The 16,607-nt window shown below is 65.7% G+C and carries 17 protein-coding genes and 1 pseudogene; 11 read left to right on the forward strand and 7 right to left on the reverse strand.

Going from position 1 to position 16,607, the window contains the following annotated elements:
- The first annotated feature begins 209 nt into the window (after positions 1-209).
- The 6 genes from AB0M74_RS27320 (at position 210) to pstB (AB0M74_RS27345) (ending at position 5,988) form a co-directional block, all read left to right on the forward strand.
- The gene (locus AB0M74_RS27320; RefSeq protein WP_366529157.1) at positions 210-974 is read left to right on the forward strand and encodes a response regulator transcription factor; all 765 of its coding nucleotides are present in this window, start codon (positions 210-212) and stop codon (positions 972-974) included.
- 2 nt (positions 975-976) lie between these two features.
- Positions 977-1,870, forward strand: coding sequence for a mycothiol synthase (gene mshD / locus AB0M74_RS27325; RefSeq protein ID WP_366529217.1), 894 nt, complete (start codon positions 977-979; stop codon positions 1,868-1,870).
- 245 nt (positions 1,871-2,115) lie between these two features.
- Positions 2,116-3,231, forward strand: coding sequence for a phosphate ABC transporter substrate-binding protein PstS (gene pstS, locus AB0M74_RS27330; RefSeq protein ID WP_366529158.1), 1,116 nt, complete (start codon positions 2,116-2,118; stop codon positions 3,229-3,231).
- An 88-nt stretch (positions 3,232-3,319) separates the two neighbouring features.
- The gene (gene pstC / locus AB0M74_RS27335; RefSeq protein ID WP_366529159.1) at positions 3,320-4,291 is read left to right on the forward strand and encodes a phosphate ABC transporter permease subunit PstC; all 972 of its coding nucleotides are present in this window, start codon (positions 3,320-3,322) and stop codon (positions 4,289-4,291) included.
- A complete protein-coding gene (gene pstA, locus AB0M74_RS27340) occupies positions 4,291-5,193 on the forward strand; it encodes a phosphate ABC transporter permease PstA (RefSeq protein ID WP_366529160.1) in 903 nt (300 codons plus the stop codon). The genes pstC and pstA overlap by 1 nt, the downstream gene beginning before the upstream one ends.
- A gap of 18 nt (positions 5,194-5,211) precedes the next feature.
- On the forward strand, positions 5,212-5,988 hold the full coding sequence (gene pstB / locus AB0M74_RS27345; RefSeq protein WP_366529161.1) for a phosphate ABC transporter ATP-binding protein PstB: 777 nt from the start codon (positions 5,212-5,214) through the stop codon (positions 5,986-5,988).
- Positions 5,989-6,235: 247 nt separating this feature from the next.
- On the opposite strand, the gene phoU is transcribed toward pstB (AB0M74_RS27345), so the two are convergent.
- The gene (phoU, locus tag AB0M74_RS27350) at positions 6,236-6,898 is read right to left on the reverse strand and encodes a phosphate signaling complex protein PhoU (protein WP_366529162.1); all 663 of its coding nucleotides are present in this window, start codon (positions 6,896-6,898) and stop codon (positions 6,236-6,238) included.
- 334 nt (positions 6,899-7,232) lie between these two features.
- Here phoU and AB0M74_RS27355 point away from each other — a divergent pair, with 334 nt between their 5' ends.
- From AB0M74_RS27355 to pstB (AB0M74_RS27365), 3 genes and pseudogenes are all read left to right on the forward strand, one after another.
- Positions 7,233-7,397: a hypothetical protein gene (locus tag AB0M74_RS27355; RefSeq protein WP_366529163.1), complete on the forward strand. Its 165-nt coding sequence runs from the start codon at positions 7,233-7,235 to the stop codon at positions 7,395-7,397.
- 28 nt (positions 7,398-7,425) lie between these two features.
- Positions 7,426-7,833, forward strand: a complete 408-nt coding sequence (locus tag AB0M74_RS27360) for a Rieske (2Fe-2S) protein (protein ID WP_366529164.1) — start codon at positions 7,426-7,428, stop codon at positions 7,831-7,833.
- Positions 7,834-7,883: 50 nt separating this feature from the next.
- A pseudogene (pstB, locus tag AB0M74_RS27365) lies at positions 7,884-7,964 on the forward strand (phosphate ABC transporter ATP-binding protein); the annotation flags it as partial.
- Between the two features lie 557 nt (positions 7,965-8,521).
- On the opposite strand, the gene AB0M74_RS27370 reads toward pstB (AB0M74_RS27365), so the two are convergent.
- The 4 genes from AB0M74_RS27370 to AB0M74_RS27385 form a co-directional block, all read right to left on the reverse strand.
- Positions 8,522-10,747 (reverse strand): LCP family protein, encoded by a 2,226-nt coding sequence (locus AB0M74_RS27370; protein WP_366529165.1) that lies wholly within the window; start codon positions 10,745-10,747, stop codon positions 8,522-8,524.
- Between the two features lie 166 nt (positions 10,748-10,913).
- A complete protein-coding gene (dusB, locus tag AB0M74_RS27375) occupies positions 10,914-12,056 on the reverse strand; it encodes a tRNA dihydrouridine synthase DusB (protein WP_366529218.1) in 1,143 nt (380 codons plus the stop codon).
- A gap of 112 nt (positions 12,057-12,168) precedes the next feature.
- Complete coding sequence (locus AB0M74_RS27380) at positions 12,169-12,570, reverse strand: DUF2834 domain-containing protein (protein ID WP_366529166.1); 402 nt, start codon at positions 12,568-12,570, stop codon at positions 12,169-12,171.
- Between the two features lie 98 nt (positions 12,571-12,668).
- A complete protein-coding gene (locus tag AB0M74_RS27385) occupies positions 12,669-13,538 on the reverse strand; it encodes an SDR family oxidoreductase (RefSeq protein ID WP_366529167.1) in 870 nt (289 codons plus the stop codon).
- A 302-nt stretch (positions 13,539-13,840) separates the two neighbouring features.
- On the opposite strand from AB0M74_RS27385, the gene AB0M74_RS27390 reads away from it, so the two are divergent.
- Both AB0M74_RS27390 and AB0M74_RS27395 read left to right on the forward strand, forming a co-directional pair.
- A complete protein-coding gene (locus AB0M74_RS27390; protein WP_366529168.1) occupies positions 13,841-14,356 on the forward strand; it encodes a hypothetical protein in 516 nt (171 codons plus the stop codon).
- Positions 14,353-14,481, forward strand: coding sequence for a hypothetical protein (locus AB0M74_RS27395; protein ID WP_366529169.1), 129 nt, complete (start codon positions 14,353-14,355; stop codon positions 14,479-14,481). The genes AB0M74_RS27390 and AB0M74_RS27395 overlap by 4 nt, the downstream gene beginning before the upstream one ends.
- Before the next feature lie 105 nt (positions 14,482-14,586).
- Here AB0M74_RS27395 and AB0M74_RS27400 read toward each other — a convergent pair whose 3' ends face one another.
- Both AB0M74_RS27400 and AB0M74_RS27405 read right to left on the reverse strand, forming a co-directional pair.
- Positions 14,587-15,552: an acyl-ACP desaturase gene (locus tag AB0M74_RS27400; protein ID WP_366529170.1), complete on the reverse strand. Its 966-nt coding sequence runs from the start codon at positions 15,550-15,552 to the stop codon at positions 14,587-14,589.
- A 328-nt stretch (positions 15,553-15,880) separates the two neighbouring features.
- Positions 15,881-16,474, reverse strand: coding sequence for a DUF937 domain-containing protein (locus AB0M74_RS27405; RefSeq protein ID WP_366529171.1), 594 nt, complete (start codon positions 16,472-16,474; stop codon positions 15,881-15,883).
- Positions 16,475-16,607 lie beyond the last annotated feature (133 nt).

A 16,607-nucleotide genomic window follows, 5' to 3' on the forward strand; every position in this document is an offset into this window, starting at 1 on the left:
GGGCGTACCCGGTGAGTTACCCATGTCCGCACGATATCTGTTGTCAGCTTTCGAGGCTGCTTCGTGTCTACCAAAGTGACGTACGCACCCGGAACGCGTGGTCATCGGCGTAGACACGCTAATGTTGCACTCGATTACCTGTGATTAAGCGACGTGGCTTCGGCGGTTACTGCTGTTGTCGTCGGAGCGACGAGATGGGAGGAGGGCTTGTGGAGCTGCTCCTGTTGACCTCCGACCCCAACCCCGAGTCGGTACTGCCCTCGCTCGCGCTGCTGGCGCACAACGTGCGGCCGGCACCGACCGAGGTGGCGTCCCTGCTGGAAGCAGGTACCGCGGATGTGGCACTTGTCGACGCGCGCACCGACCTGGCCGCCGCGCGCGGCCTGTGCCGGCTGCTCGGAAGCACCGGTTCGTCGGTGCCCGTCGTCGCTGTGCTCACCGAAGGTGGCCTGGTGGCTGTGAACGCCGATTGGGGCCTCGACGACATTCTGCTGCCCGGCACCGGGCCCGCCGAACTGGACGCCCGACTGCGGCTGCTGGTCGGTCGCACAGGGGGGGTGGCGAGCCCGGAGAACACCGGCAAGATCACCCTCGGCGAGTTGGTGATCGATGAGGGCACCTACACCGCGCGTCTGCGTGGGCGTCCGCTCGATCTCACCTATAAGGAATTCGAACTCCTCAAGTACCTCGCGCAGCATGCGGGCCGGGTGTTCACCCGGGCCCAGCTGCTACAGGAGGTGTGGGGATACGACTTCTTCGGTGGCACCCGCACGGTCGACGTGCACGTGCGTCGCCTGCGCGCCAAGCTCGGCAGTGAGTACGAGTCGCTGATCGGCACCGTGCGCAATGTCGGCTACAAGGCGGTGCGCCCGTCCAGGGCCGCAAAGGGCGAGCCGGTCCCGCTCCAGGAGGACGAGATCGAGGGCACCGACGAATCTCCGTTCGCGCCCGTGAACGGCTCCGTGCCGCAGTGACGATGCGCTGGATCGAACAGGTCGATGTCGATGTCGCGCGTTCGGTGCGTGAACTGCTGGACCGGGCGACCGCCGCCGACGGCGTCGCCCCGATCTCCGAGCAGGCCGTGTTGTCGTTGACCGCCGCTGATGACGCACGGCACCTGATCGTGCGTCACGACGGCGCGATCGCGGGATACGCGAATCTTGTTCCCGCGCACGGTGAGCACCCGGCGATGGCCGAGGTCGCGGTCGATCCGGCGGCCCGCGGTCACGGCATCGGGACGCTGCTGGTCAACGCGGTGCTCGCCGAAGGCGGCGCCGGGACCCGGGTCTGGGCGCATGGCAATCGGCCGCAGGCGCAGGCCGTCGCGGCCCGTCTGAATATGGTGACAGCACGTGAGCTGTGGCAGATGCGACGTGCTGTGGCTACACCGGAGCTACCTGAGCTGGAGGTTCCGGCGGAGATCGTGCTGCGCACCTATGCCGGCCCCGCCGACGACGCCGAACTGCTGCGGGTGAACAAGGCCGCCTTCGCCTGGCATCCGGAACAGGGCGGCTGGACCGAGCGCGATATCGAGGTCCGGCGCAACGAGCCGTGGTTCGATCCGAAAGGCCTGTTCATCGCGGCCGATGCCGCCGACCCCGGTCGGGTGCTCGGATTCCATTGGACCAAGGTGCATTACGACGAGGACCCGGCGATCGGCGAGGTGTACGTGGTCGGTATCGATCCGGCTGCGCAGGGTCGTGGGCTCGGCCGCCTGCTCACCCTCGCCGGACTGCGCTACCTGCGTGAACGCGATCTCGCCGAGGTGCTGCTCTACACCGAAGCCGACAACACCGCGGCCGTGCGCACCTACACCCGGCTCGGATTCGCTCCCGCGCACGTCGATGTCGCCTACGCGGCCCGTGACTGAATAAAAAGCGGACCCTTGGGGTTACCCGAGTAACACTGGGGCAAATCTCACACCTGCCGGGCTCAATCGCGCCGGGCTGTTCACTCGGCGTTCACTCAGCTTGGTCCAACTGTCAACCGAGCGAATCTACGTTACTTGTGGGCGGCGCAGCTGCCTGGTGCGCAAGTTCCTCGCGAACGGCACCACAACACCCGCCCGGGCCGGTGAGGGACCGGGCGTGTCGGACGTGATTCCCCGGAGGAATAGTGAACTTCAAGCGCAGCAGCGCCTTCGTCGGCGTGCTGGCCGTCGGAGCGATGACTCTCGCCGCCTGTGGCAGCGACGACAACTCCGCGACCAGCGACACGAGCAACGCCGCCAACACCAGCGTCGCCTGCGGTGGCAAGAAGGCCCTCAAGGCCAGCGGTTCGTCGGCGCAGAAGAACGCCATGGAGCGTTTCATCGCCGCTTACGAGACCAACTGCGACGGCAACACCCTGAACTACACCTCGAGTGGCTCCGGCGCCGGCGTCAACGAGTTCCTCGGCAGCCAGACCGATTTCGGTGGCTCCGATTCACCGCTGAGCGCGAAGAAGGAAGAGCCTGCCAAGGCTCAGGAGCGCTGCGGTGCCCCGGCATGGAACCTGCCGACCGTCTTCGGTCCGATCGCCGTGACCTACAACATCGACGGCGTCACCGACCTCGTGCTCGACGGCCCGACCGCGGCCAAGGTCTTCAACGGTGCGGTCACCACGTGGGACGCCCCGGAGATCAAGGCGTTGAACCCGAACGCCAAGCTCCCCTCTGACAAGATCGCCGTGATCTTCCGCAGCGACGAGTCGGGCACCACCGACAACTTCCAGCTCTACCTCGACGCGGCGTCCGACGGCGCGTGGGGCAAGGGTTCGGGCAAGGTCTTCGCAGGCGGCGTCGGTGAGGGCGCGAAGGGCAACGAGGGCACCTCGGCCGCGATCAAGAGCACCAAGAACTCGATCACCTACAACGAATGGTCGTTCGCGAAGTCGCAGAACCTGTCCATCGCGCAGATCGTCACCTCCGCGAGCAAGGACCCGGTCAAGCTGACCGTCGCGTCCGCGGGCAAGGCCATCGACAGCGTGAAGCTCAAGGGCGAGGGCAATGACCTGGTGCTCGACACCAGCTCGTTCTACAAGCCGACCGAGGCGGGTGCCTACCCGATCATCCTGCCCACCTACGAGATCGTGTGCTCGAAGTACGCCGATGCCGACACTGCCAAGGCAGTCAAGGCCTTCCTGACCTCGGCGACCACCAACGGTCAGAAGGGCCTTGACGAGAGCGGTTACATCCCGATCCCGGACAAGTTCAAGACCAAGCTGACCACCGCGATCAACGCCATCTCCTGATCGCAACGTCATGACCGCGCACCCTGAGGTGACCGCTGCGGGCTCGTCGAACTCGACGGGCCCGCGGGCGGCTGGAGATACTGCCCTTATGCCGAGTGAACCGAGCACCGAACCGGCCAAGAAGGTTCGTCCTGCCCACAGCCAGCGGGCCGAGATCATCTTCCGGTCGCTGGCCACGGCAGCCGGTGCCACCATTGTCGCCGCCATCGCACTGATCGCGCTGTTTCTGTTGATCCGCGCGTGGCCTTCGGTCATGGCGAACGAGGCGAACTTCTTCACCAGTACCGAGTTCGTCACCAACAACGCCGACCATCTGCGCTTCGGCATTCGCGACCTGCTCATGGTCACGGTGCTGAGCTCGATGCTGGCCTTGGTGATCGCGGTGCCCGTGGGTGTGGGCATCGCGCTGTTCTTGACCCACTACTCGCCCAAGACGATGGCGCGTCCGTTCGCGATGCTGGTCGACCTGCTCGCCGCGGTGCCGTCGATCGTCTTCGGCCTGTGGGGCGTGCTCGTGCTCGCGCCCCAGTTGGAACCGGTGGAGACGTTCCTGAACCGGAACCTCGGCTGGCTGTTCCTGTTCTCCGATGGCAACGTCACGATCTCCGGCGGTGGCACGATCTTCACCGCGGGCGTGGTGCTCGCGGTCATGATCCTGCCGATCATCACCTCGGTCTCGCGCGAGGTCTTCAATCTGACTCCCGCCGCGCACATCGAGGCAGCGCACGCGCTCGGCGCGACGAAGTGGGAGATGGTCCGGATGACGGTGCTGCCCTACGGTCGCAGTGGTGTCATCGCGGGCTCCATGCTCGGCCTCGGTCGCGCCCTCGGCGAGACGATCGCGGTGCTGCTCGTGCTGCGGACCTCCGCCCAGGCCGGACACTGGTCGCTGTTCGACGGTGGCTTCACCTTTGCCTCCAAGATCGCCTCTGCGGCTTCGGAATTCAGTTCACCGCTGCCGACCGGCGCCTACATTGCGGCCGGCTTCGTGCTGTTCGCGCTGACCTTCGTCGTCAACGCGCTGGCACGTCTGGTGGCCGGTGGAAGGGTGAACGGATAATGACCACGACGACACTCGACAAGCCGGTCAAGGCGCCGACCTTCCGTCATGTCAGCGTGAGCCGCCGGATACGCAACAACATCGCCACCGGTGTGGTCTGGGCGTGCTTCGCCATCGCACTCGTGCCTCTGGTCTGGGTCCTGCTCATGGTGGTGACCAAGGGGTTCGAGGCGATCACCTCATTGAACTGGTGGGAGAAGTCGCAGAAGGGCGTGCTGCCCGACCAGTTCGCGGGCGGTGTCTACCACGCGATCTACGGCACCATCGTGCAGACCTCGGTCGCCGCGATCATCGCGGTGCCGCTGGGCATCATGGCCGCGGTCTATCTGGTGGAATACGGGCGCGGTTGGCTGGCCAAGACCACCACCTTCATGGTGGACATCCTGGCGGGCGTGCCGTCTATTGTCGCGGCGCTGTTCATCTTTGCGCTGTGGATCGCCACGTTCGGCTTCCCGCAGAGCGCCTTCGCGGTGTCTCTCGCGCTGGTGCTGCTGATGCTGCCGGTGGTCGTGCGCAGCACCGAGGAAATGCTGAAGCTTGTGCCCGACGAGCTACGCGAGGCGTCGTATGCTCTAGGCATTCCGAAGTGGAAGACGATCCTGCGGATCGTCGTGCCGACCGCATTGCCCGGCATGCTCAGCGGCATCCTGCTCGCCCTTGCCCGCGTGATGGGCGAGACGGCGCCGGTGCTGGTGCTCGTCGGCTACAGCAAGTCGATCAACACCGACCTCTTCGACGGCAATATGGCCTCGCTACCGCTGCTGATCTACCAAGAGCTGTCGAACCCGGAACCCGCGGGCCGACTGCGGGTGTGGGGTGCGGCGCTGACGCTGATCCTGATCATCGCGCTGCTGTACCTGGCCGCGGCGGTCGTCAACAAGCTGCTCACGCGGAACCGATAGAAGCGAACGGATACTCAGATGGCCAAGCGGATCGACGTCAAAGACCTGAATATCTATTACGGCAAATTCCATGCGGTTGCCGATGTCGAGCTCTCGGTGCTGCCGCGCAGCGTGACTGCCTTCATCGGACCGTCCGGTTGCGGTAAGTCCACCGTGTTGCGCTCGCTCAACCGGATGCACGAGGTCACCCCGAACGCTCGCGTCGAGGGCGCCGTGCTGCTCGACGGCGAAGACATCTACGGCTCGCAGGTCGATCCTGTGGGTGTGCGCCGCACCATCGGCATGGTGTTCCAGCGGCCGAACCCGTTCCCCACCATGTCGATTCGCGACAATGTGGTGGCCGGGCTGAAGTTGCAGGGCGTGCGCAACAAGAAGGAGCTCGACGAGGTCGCCGAGCGCTCGTTGCGTGGCGCCAACCTCTGGAACGAGGTCAAGGACCGGCTCGATAAGCCGGGTGGCGGCCTCTCCGGTGGTCAGCAGCAGCGGCTGTGCATCGCGCGTGCGATCGCGGTCTCGCCGGACGTGCTGTTGATGGACGAGCCGTGCTCGGCGCTGGACCCGATCTCCACCCTGGCGATCGAGGACCTGATCACCGAGCTGAAGAAGGAATTCACCATTGTCATCGTCACCCACAACATGCAGCAGGCCGCGCGGGTGAGTGATCAGACCGGCTTCTTCAACCTGGAGGCACAGGGTAAGCCGGGCAAGCTGATCGAGATCGACGACACCGAGAAGATCTTCTCCAACCCGGGGCAGAAGGCGACGGAAGACTACATCTCCGGCCGCTTCGGTTAGGCAGGACAGACGAAAAGGCCCGCACGTGATCGTGGGTTCATGCGGTCGTCGCAACACTCTCGATGTGAGAGGTTGCGGCGCCCCTTGAATTCACCGATGTGCGGGCCTTTTTCGTGCTCGGGCATGGCGGGCAGCAACCGATTTCATCGGCGCCCGGGTACCCGCAGGATTCATCCGCGTCCTCGACCGCCGGCTCGCGATGCGAGCCGGGCGGCACTCGAGTACGGCTGAAATAACGGCGCCGCGGTTACGCTTCGGCGTCGGGGTCCGGGGGGAGGACGCCGGTGACGAGGAAGATCACGCGGCGGCCGATCTCCACGGCGTGGTCGGCGAAACGCTCGTAGTAGCGACCCAGCAGTGTCACGTCGACGGCCGCGGCGACGCCGTACTTCCAGTCGCGATCCATCAGCAGCGTGAAGAGGTGACGGTGCAGGTCGTCCATCGCCTCGTCGTCCACGTTGAGTTGCGCCGCACGCTCCGGGTCGCGGGTCTCGAGCACCTCTTTGGCGCCCGCGCCCATGTTCACCGCGATGCGGCCCATTTCGGCGAAGTAGCCGTTGACCGATTCCGGCAGGGTGTGGTTGGGGTGGCGGCGTCGCGTGACCTTGGCGACGTGCAGCGCGAGCGCGCCCATCCGGTTGACGTCGGCGACGATCTGGATGGCGCTGACCACCTGTCGCAGATCGCCCGCGACGGGAGCCTGCAGCGCAAGCAGGGCAAACGCCTTCTCTTCGGCGTCCTGGATCATGTCCGAGATCCGGTCGTATTCGGTGATCACCGACTCGGCAAGGGCGAGGTCGGCCTGGAGCAGTGACTGAGTGGCCCGGTCCATGGCCGAACCCGCCAGACCCGCCATCTCGCCCAGCAGGTGAGCGAGATCGGCCATTTGCTCGTTGTAGATGACACGCATGAGTTCAGACACTAGTGCCCTGCCCTGACCTAGTCACGAACACAGGGTTAATGCCCGGTTGCGGTCGTTTGCGCTGGTGTTGCCGCAGCTGGGAGCAGGGCCTCAGCTCCGACAGTGTGGCAGCGGCCGTGGGTGCGATATCGAACCGTGGCGTGACCGGGATCGCATTCGATTGCGATCATCGCTGTCCCCATCGGTGGCTCGGGCCGGTCATGACCGCGCGACCAGTTCGTATTCGGACTGTTGAAAGATTATTTTCGGGCTGCCAAACTATGGATACCGCTCACTCTGATCGCGACAGGCTGGGATGACTTCTTCGACACGGCGCCGGTTCATGATCGGTGGCACCGTCGCGGCTTCGACGGGCCTCGCGCTCGGAGCGTTGCCGCTGCGCGACTACGGCCCGGCCACCGCGGACTCGCCTCCCGCCCCACCCGCACCCCACCCCGCGCACCATCCGACGACCGGTACGCACGGCGGCGGGGTGAACGGCTGGTGATGTACTCGACCGGATTGCTGGTGGCCACATGAACAACCCTGCCGCACCGCATTCCGATCCACCGCCGTGCACCGGGTGCACGCGGCGCGGAGTATTGCTCGGAGTCGGCGCGGTGCTCGCCGCCGGATGCGCGAGCGGCAGTGCTGATTCCGGACCCTTGCGGGCTTTGCCGGCCGAGATTCCTGTCGGTGGCGGGCGGATATTTCCAAAGCAAGGTCTGGTTGTCACCCAGCCGGCCCCCGGTGAGTTTCGCGCCTTCTCTGCCGTCTGCCCCCATCAGGGCTGCGCTGTCGCCAAAATCGGCGACACTATCGAGTGCCCTTGCCACGGGCGCAAATTCAGCATCACCGACGGGTCGGTGCTGCGTGGCCCGGCCCGCGAACCTTTGGCGGTCGGGGATGTTGCTCTCGAAGCGGCCGAGATAGTCGTCAGATGAAGATCGCTGTCTGGACGCAGGTCTGCCGAGCGCTCGTTGCGTGGCGCTGAATCGTCATCCACAATATGGAGCAGGCCGTGCGTGTGGCTGACCAGACCGGCTTCTTCAACCTGGAGGCCAGGGGTAAGCCCGAGAAGCTGGCGGAAGACTAAATCTCCGGCCGTTTCGGTTAGTTAAGAGTAGCGGAAAAGCCCGCGTTACGGCGCGGGCCTTTCCGCTTTGTCCGGCAAGGCAATTCGCACAGCGCGCCGTCGTCCTGGCGAACGCAGGGACTGAGACGGTGGGACTGCAGTGATTACCTGCGCCGGTCATATGCTACGTCCAGAACTTATAGCCGCCATCGCCATTGGAATCGCAGCTGTCGCTGACCCGATTTCCACTCTGCTGGAACTCTATCCGTATTTGCTCGCATTTTTCCCGAGTTTCGTAACTGTGCCAGTAGTGAGCCCAATCTGGTTTATCAGCCGCTGCCGGCCCCGCCAACAGCGTCAGTGCTGACGCGGATGCTGCTGCAACGAAGAATAGTTTGTGTAACACCTGAGAATCCCTCCCCGAATGATGTTGATCCAACCGCTTCCGGCTCTACCTGATCTAGATCAGAATTGAAGCGAATATCGTTGCGGCAGTACGGGATTCGGCACTTGAACGAGTGAGTCATCGGGAGCCTCGTCGATGCAGTCGCGACGAGCTACTTGCAGGTTTCGTCGGCGGCGTTGACGTGTTCCAGGTCCGAGGGAAGCGTCACCGGCGTCGGGGACGAGGAGACGCTGACGTTGACGTTCGAGATCGGATCGCCCACCGGTGTCGGCGGGCGGATGTTGCCTGTGTAGTCGGCGCCGATCACCACTTCGATGATGCCGCCGAGATCGCTCGACTGCTCCATCGTCGCTCCTGGCATCGAGCTGGCCACCGTGGCCGCTTCGGCCTCATGTCCGCTCCCGTAGCGGACCTTGGAGGCCACCTCCGAGTTGCCGCCCGAGTAGTTGGCGGTGTTGTAGATCTGGAAGCCCTGGTTGCCGAATTTGGTGGCCGCCTTGCTCCCCGCGCCTACGGTGGTCGAGCCATTGGAGACCAGTAGTGACACCGTGCTCGGATCCACGGCGATCAGCTTCGGCGGTGTGGGCGGAGCCGAGGGGATCGAACCGGGTGCGGGCGCGACCTTCTTCTCACCGGGCAGCGGTTGGTCGTCTCGGATCGCCTTGAAGATGGCCTTGATGTCGGACTCGCGCGGGATCTCGTTGCCGTAGGAGGTGGTGCCCGCCGTCGGGATAGTCAAGAAGGTGACCGCACCAGCGTCCATCTTCTGCAGTGACCGCCCGAGGGTCAGCAGATCGCTCGCGTTGACCGCGTCGACGAAGGTCGCTTCGGTGAATGCCTTGATGAATCCGTTCAATTTGCCCGGATCGAACAGCACCTTGCTGGACAGGGCGCCGCGTAGTAGTGAGGCGAGGAACCGCTGCTGTCGGGCGATGCGGTCGTAGTCGCTGCGTTCCTCGCCGTAGACATGCCGGGCGCGCACATAATTCAACGCGGTCTCACCGTTGATCCGCTGCTTGCCTGCTGTGTCGAGAACGGTGCCGAGAATTTCGTCCTTGACCGGCTTCGGTGCACAGACCTCGACACCGCCGACCTCATCGACCATTGCTTCGAAGCCAGCGAAGTCGATACCGATGAAGTGATTGATGTTGCTGCCGGTCAGTCGCTGAATCGTGGAGACGAGGCATTTGGGGCCGCCGAGGGCATAAACGGCGTTGAGCTTGCCGCCGATCGCGGAGGGAAACGTTTCCTGCGTGTAGCCCGGCTTGTCGTTGTCCCAGCCTTTGCACTGCGGCCGGGTCACGTCGAGGTCGCGTGGAAACGACACGACGACGACTCGCGAGCGGTTCTTCGGGATGTGCACCAGCATCGCGGTATCCGCGCGAGCACCCTCGGCATCGTCGACCGTGCCGGCCCCGAGTCGTCCGTTGACGCCCGCGCGGGTATCGGTGCCGACGAGCAGGAAGTTCTCGTCGCCGAGCTGAGCGCCGGAGTCGACGACATCTTCGGAGTTGTCGTCGATCGCGTTGACCTTGGTGAAGCCATTCGCAGTCGCGTTCAGATAGCTCCAGCCGCCGCCGGTGATCAGGAGCGCGACTGCCGCGCAGATCGAACCGCTGACGCGTCCGGCGATCTGAAGCCGCTTGTTGCGGCGCTGCTTGGACGCCGCGAGCCGCGACAGCGGTGGATTGCCGACGGTCTTCGGTTGTGCGGCCCGATCACGCTTATCTGATTCGGTCGTCGGCCATCCGGCGCCGCGGCGTTTGGTCTTGGCGGGTTCCTTGACCGGCGGGATGATGTCGGTGACGACCTCGGGTGGTTCCTGCGCGCCCGGTGCGGACGGTGCCGATCGCCTGGGGTCCTCGGCGGTGCGCCGGGCGGCGGGGCGGGTCGCGGACGGTGCGCCCGCGATGTCGTCGACGACAGGGGAGGCCACTGCGCGGCGCGCGCCGGTGACGCCTGCGGGTCGCGCGGGTTCGGTCGGTCGTTGCGGCGTGCTGCCTGCGGGCCGTGCTTGCGGGGCGCCGGATTCACGTCGGGGCGTGCTGGCCGGCTGCCGGGACTGGGGGGTGCCGGATTCGCGCTGGGGCGCACTATCGACGGGCCGCGCGGTCTCGGGGCGCCGGGCCGGCCTGCCGCTCGGCGCGGCTTCGCCCTCGGTGGCGGCCCTGCGCCTGCGACCGCCGCGTTCGTTGTCGACCTTCTGGACGATGTCCTGAACGGTCAGCGGTGCCGAGCCGGATTCGGGGCCATCGGTATGCCTGGACCGCCGGGACGACCGCGATTCATCTCGCTCGGTGTCATCCGCCGTGGGATACCGCTCCCACGGGGCGCGATCTCCGGGCCGAGGCGAACGCCCGTGCCGATCGTCACCCACCAACGAACCTCACTTTTCGTCTACGCCGCGTGGCTTATCGCGCCCGAGCCGGTTCGCCCGGCATGACCGATTCCGCCAATGATAACGATTCCGCCACGGCGAGCCAGCCCAGCGCGAAATCGAATAGGCCACCCGGGTGTTTCGCGTGGTGCGTGGCCTGGCGAAATCAGCCGCCGCTGTGCATCAGATCCGCACCCTCCGGTACGGCTGGATCCTCAGGATCGTCGAGCCAGCCGTGCGGCAGTGCGACCTTGCCCGGCGAGCCCTGGCGTCCGCGCGGCCCCTCGGCGTCGCGCGGGAACGGGGCGTGCGGATCGAGTTGTCCGATGAGATCTTGCAACTCGGTCAGCTGCGACACGGTGGCGAAAGACCGGCGCAGATCCGCACCGACCGGGAAGCCCATCAGATACCAGGCCATGTGCTTGCGCAGGTCTCGCATCGCCTTGTCCTCGCCGAGGTGCTCGGACAGCAGTGCGGCGTGCCGGTAGAGCACTTCACCGACGCGTCCGAGATTCGGTGCCTCCGGGAGCGGCTCACCGCGCAGCGCCGCCTGTAGTTCGCCGAACAGCCACGGCCTGCCGAGGCAGCCGCGGCCGACTACGACACCGTCGCAACCGGTTTCGTCCATCATCCGGACGGCGTCGGCGGCGGAGAAGATATCGCCGTTGCCGAGCACCGGGATCGTCTGCACGGCTTCCTTGAGCCTGGCGATGGCGGTCCAGTCGGCCTGGCCGGAATACCGCTGTGCGGCCGTGCGGGCGTGCAGTGCGACGGCCTTGGCGCCCTCGGCCTCGGCGATGCGGCCCGCGTCGAGATAGGTCAGGTGATCGTCATCGATACCGATGCGGAATTTCACCGTCACCGGAACGCCCGCCGGTTCGGCGCCGCTGACCATGGCCTGCACGATTCTGCTGAACAGGGCGCGCTTGTAGGGCAGCGCCGCGCCACCGCCGAGCCGGGTGACCTTGGGCACCGGGCACCCGAGGTTGAGATCGATATGGTCGGCCCACCCCTCGCCGACGATGATGCGCACGGCCTCGCCGAGAGTGGCCGGGTCTACGCCGTAGAGCTGCATGGAGCGGGGGTGCTCGTCCTCGTCGAAGGACATCATGTGCAGCGTCTTCTCGTTGCGTTCGACCACTGCGCGCGCGGTGATCATCTCGCAGACATAGATCGAGGTGGAGCTGCCGAACTCCCGGCACAGCTTGCGGAATGCCAAGTTCGTGATGCCCGCCATCGGCGCCAGCACCACCGGCGGATCGACCGGATACGGTCCGATCCGCAGCGTGGTCTTCGCCTCGGTAGTCATCGTCACGCCGTCCAGTGTCTCATCAGGGCAGGCAGACCCCGAAGCTGCCGGTGCGCGACGTGCGCTGATTCACTCCGTGAGCTGAGGGCAGCCCGGAGCCACCGCGGCGCAATCAGCGCTGCGCTGCGCCCACGCCACTGTCGGCATTGCGGATCCGATCCATGTTCAGCTCACGGACAAGTAGGAACAGCGGCACCGCACAGCAGATGCCGACGGCGAAGGTCAGCCCGACCGACAGCACCCACCAGCGTGTGATCCGGAGCTCGAGCGCTTCGGTCAGCGCCCAGCCCAGGAAGGCGATCACCACGATCGTCAGGTCGACCAACAGCTGAGTGGAGGGCAGGCTCGCGGTCCAGGCGCGGAAGTAGTCGGCTCGCGTGTGCTCCGAGCCGCTGAAGTACGCGATCACCATGGCGTTCGGTACGACGAGGCCGATCACGGTCATCGCGGCGAGAAACAGCCGTAGCGGGCTCGACCATCCGGTGCGTTGCGGTGCGGCGTGCAGATCGGACATCGTTGGCCTCCGTGTCGGCGGTGTCGTGCGCACCTGCCCGCGGCGGGCGCGTCCAACGGATCCTCTGAGGGTTGTCACAGGGCGCGGCGGCGCCGACGCTAATCGATGTCTCGGAGCCGACGGTGGTATTTCTCCCGCACCGAGGCATCCGGCTGCGCGTAAGCGGTTGTCGCACCGGTGAATCGGGCCACCGCGAGCTGTGCGCGGTAGGGCAGCAGCTGTGCCGATTTGATGATGGCGGCGAGCCTGCGCGGCACGGTCAGCATCGGCTTGTTCCGCTGCACCGATGTGACGATGGCCGCGGCGACATCGTCGGGGTCGACTGTGGTCAGCGGAGTGATCCAACTCGGCATATTCGCACCGGCGGACAGTTCGGTGCGCACGATTCCGGGCAGCACCACGCCGACGTGTACGCCGTGCTCCTTCATCTCGAGGTGTAGCGCCGAGGTGAAGCCGACCACCGCGTGCTTGGTTGCGCAGTAGGTCGCGAGGCCGGGGAGGCCTTGGGTTCCGGCCAGGGAGGCGATGTTGATGAGATGACCGCTACCGCGGTCGATGAATCGTTTGACGGCTAGTCGGGAGCCGTGGATCACGCCGTTGAGGTTGATGTCGATGATGCGGTCGGTCATCGCCTCGTCTTCGTCGGTGAACAGGCCGGTCGGCATGATGCCGGCATTGTTGACCAACACATCCAGCGGACCGAGCTCACTGTCCACGGAATCGAGGAAGGCGGCGAAGGAGGCGCGGTCGGTGACGTTCAGGGGCAGCCCGACGATCTTGGCATCGGGGTCCGCACCCAGCTCCGCCGCGGTCTTGGCGACCAGCTCGACATCGATATCGCCGATCGCGACCGCGGCGCCCGCGTCGAGGAAGGCTGCCGCGGTGGCGCGTCCGATACCGCGCGCGCCGCCGGTGATCGCGACGACCTTGCCTGCGAGCGAGGCCGCATCCTTCGCTGTCCTGGTCATATTCTCGGCCTTCCTACGTCGCTCGTCCCGTGGATGCGGCCGTGCGGCGCAGCACGCCGTTCGCGGCCGGTTGCGCGTCAGTTAGGAGCGCATACCCCCAGTGTCGAGGTTCGCGGACGGAATCGTCGGCGGATTCGGCATGCGGAGTTCGGCCGCGGCGCGGTGCGGGCGCGTCCCGGCGGTACTGCCGCAGGGCCGAGGGGCCGACGGCGCGTCTCCACCCTCAGTAACCTGGTACTCCGAGTAACACTTGCCGCAGGCGGTGGGAGCGCTCGACGCACCAGGCTCATCGGAGAGGCCGCATGACAGCACGGATCGAAGACGCCGGTACGGGCGGGGACGACGTCGCGACAGCCGCACCGACGGCGGGACAGGCAACCACATCGACAACCGCGCAGGCATCGGATGCGAAGCCCGCCCGCCCGGCAACAGTGTCGATCCAGATTTCGACGGTAATCCGGGGCGCCGTTATCGCCGCGCTCGTCGTCGCGGTCTGCATGCTGAGCGGACTGCTGTGGTCGACGCGCCACGATATAACCCAGCGCGACGATCGCGCCGCGAACGACCGGAAAGCCGAGCAGGTCGCCACCGAATACTCGGTCGGCGCGGCAACGGTCAATTATCAGGACATCAATGCCTGGGTCGTGAAGCTGAAGGCGAATACCGCGCCGCAGCTGGCCAACAAGTTCGAGGCGACAGGACCCGAACTCGAACAGATTCTGGTGCCGTTGAAGTGGACCTCGTCGGCCACGCCGATCACCGCGAAGGTGATGTCGGAACGGGACGGCATCTTCAAGGTGAATGTATTCGTCACGTGAGTTCGACGAATGCGCAAAGCCCGGAGGGTGCGCAGACCTCGGTGACATACAACGTCACGCTGGATAAAAACTCGGGATGGAAGATCACCGATGTCGGCGGCGTCGACGGCGCACTGCCCCGATGAATTAGCTCGCCCGGCAATAACTAGATAGCGGAACATAAACGCGCCGGAACATAAACGCGCCGCCGCCCGGATATCCGGGCGGCGGCGCGTTCATGCCGGTGGGGATCAGCCCGCGGCGACCCCGGCCAGCTCACGCTTCTTCGCCTCGCGGGCCAGCATGCGGTCGCGCTGCTCTTCGAACTTGATGACGTCGCCCGCCAGCTTCTCCAAGAAGATCGCGAGTCGATCGCGGACCGCCTCACCGCGAGGGGTGAAGTCGGTGCGTTCGAAGATGTCCCACTTCTTGAGCACCGGCTGCACCACCTCTTCGAGGTGCTGGCGCAGGTCGTAGATGCCGTGCTTGGCCATCAGGACGCCGTTGCGACGGAAGTTGGGCATGCCTGCGCCCGGCATCTGGAAGTTCTCCAGGATCAGCGTGATCGCCTCGATGGACTGGTCCGGCGACAGATCCAGTGCCGCACCGCACATGTTGCGGTAGAAGATCATGTGCAGGTTCTCGTCGGCCGCGACGCGCTGCAGCATGCGGTCGGCGATCGGGTCGTCGCAGACCTTGCCGGTGTTGCGGTGGCTGACCCGGGTAGCGAGTTCCTGAAAGGTCACGTAGGCGACCGAGTGCAGGAAGCCGGCGTCGGCCTCGGTGGGCGAGGCGAAACCGTTGGTCATGTGGACCATGCGCGCCTCTTCGAGGGCGACCGGATCGACGCCGCGCGTGACAACCAGGTAGTCGCGCATGACGATGCCGTGGCGGTTCTCCTCGGCGGTCCAGCGACCCACCCACGTGCCCCACGCGCCGTCCTGCGAGAAGTTCTCGGCGATCTCACGGTGGTAGGAGGGCAAGTTGTCTTCGGTCAGCAGGTTGGTGATCATGGCCGCCTTGGCGACCTCGTTCAGCCGGGACTGCTCCGGGTCCCAATCCACCCCGCCGAGTGCCGCGAAATTGCGGCCTTCGTCCCACGGGACGTAGTCGTGCGGATGCCATTCCTTAGCCAGGGAGAGGTGCCGGTTGACGTTTTCTTCGGCAACCGGCTCCAACTCCGTGAGCAGCTCGAGTTGAGTCAGATCCCTTGCCATGCATATGCCCTTCATGTGTGCGTGCGCTCTTGCAAGTCGTCCCCCCAAGGTAAGACCGTGCCGATGCGGCCATACCTTACGGCACCGTAAGTGTGATGCGAAACGCATCTGTCTGACAATCGATGCCGGGTGATGCACGTCATACGCCGTCGTTGGCGCTCGGCGACTACGACGAGTCTATGGCTTCGGCCCGCGGCATAGGGACTATCGCTTCCGGCCGAGAGTTGTTAGCCCGGCGTGCTCGATCACACAGTGTGCCTTGACACCTGGCTCCCGCGGGCGGCAGGAGGGCTCGCGCACGACCGACGTCGAGTGTCACTGTACTGCTTCAGCGTTTGCCGCCGAAGAGACCGCCGAGCACGTTCTCCAGGGCGCCGCCGGCGTTCTTGGCCAGTGCCTCGCCGATGGCACCGCCGATGCCGCCGCTCTTGTTGCTGCCGCCGAGCAGCCCGCCGAGCAGATCGCCGATGCTGCCACCGCCGCCGGTCTGTGCCTGCGGTGCGCCTGCGCCACCGGCGCCACCGGTGAGCTGCTTTGCCAGATAGGCGAGCACGATCGGGGCGAGCATCGGCAGCAGTTTGGACACCAGGTCGTTGCCACCCATGCCCTCGGTGCCGCCGAGCGCGCTGATCACCGTGTTCTTCTCTTCGCCGAAGACGTTGTCGACGATCTTCGAGCCGTCCGCGACGTCGACCTTGTCGATATCGACCTGGCCCTCGCCTTCGACGAGCTCGCCATGGCTGTCGAGCGCGCCGACCAGCGAGGCGGCGCCTTCCGGCTGGGTGGCATTGGCCTGCAACCCGCCGAGCAGCGTCGGCAGCGCCGCGGTGACCGCGTTGGTTGCGGTGCTTTCGTCGACGCCGAGCTTCTCCGCGATCTGGGCGATGGGTACCTGGGAGAGCAAATCATCGAAAGAATTCATCAGCTCCGCCTGTCGTCGAGGGTGTCCCGGATGTACAGGTACGCGCCCACAGTAGGGGAAACGCCACGGACAGTGTGCTGTTTCGTGGCCGGAGCGGGGCGCGTCGCTGATCGATGAGACAGGTCGGGCGTCC

This window comes from Nocardia sp. NPDC051463 (assembly GCF_040681975.1).
Taxonomy (GTDB): Bacteria; Actinomycetota; Actinomycetes; order Mycobacteriales; family Mycobacteriaceae; genus Nocardia.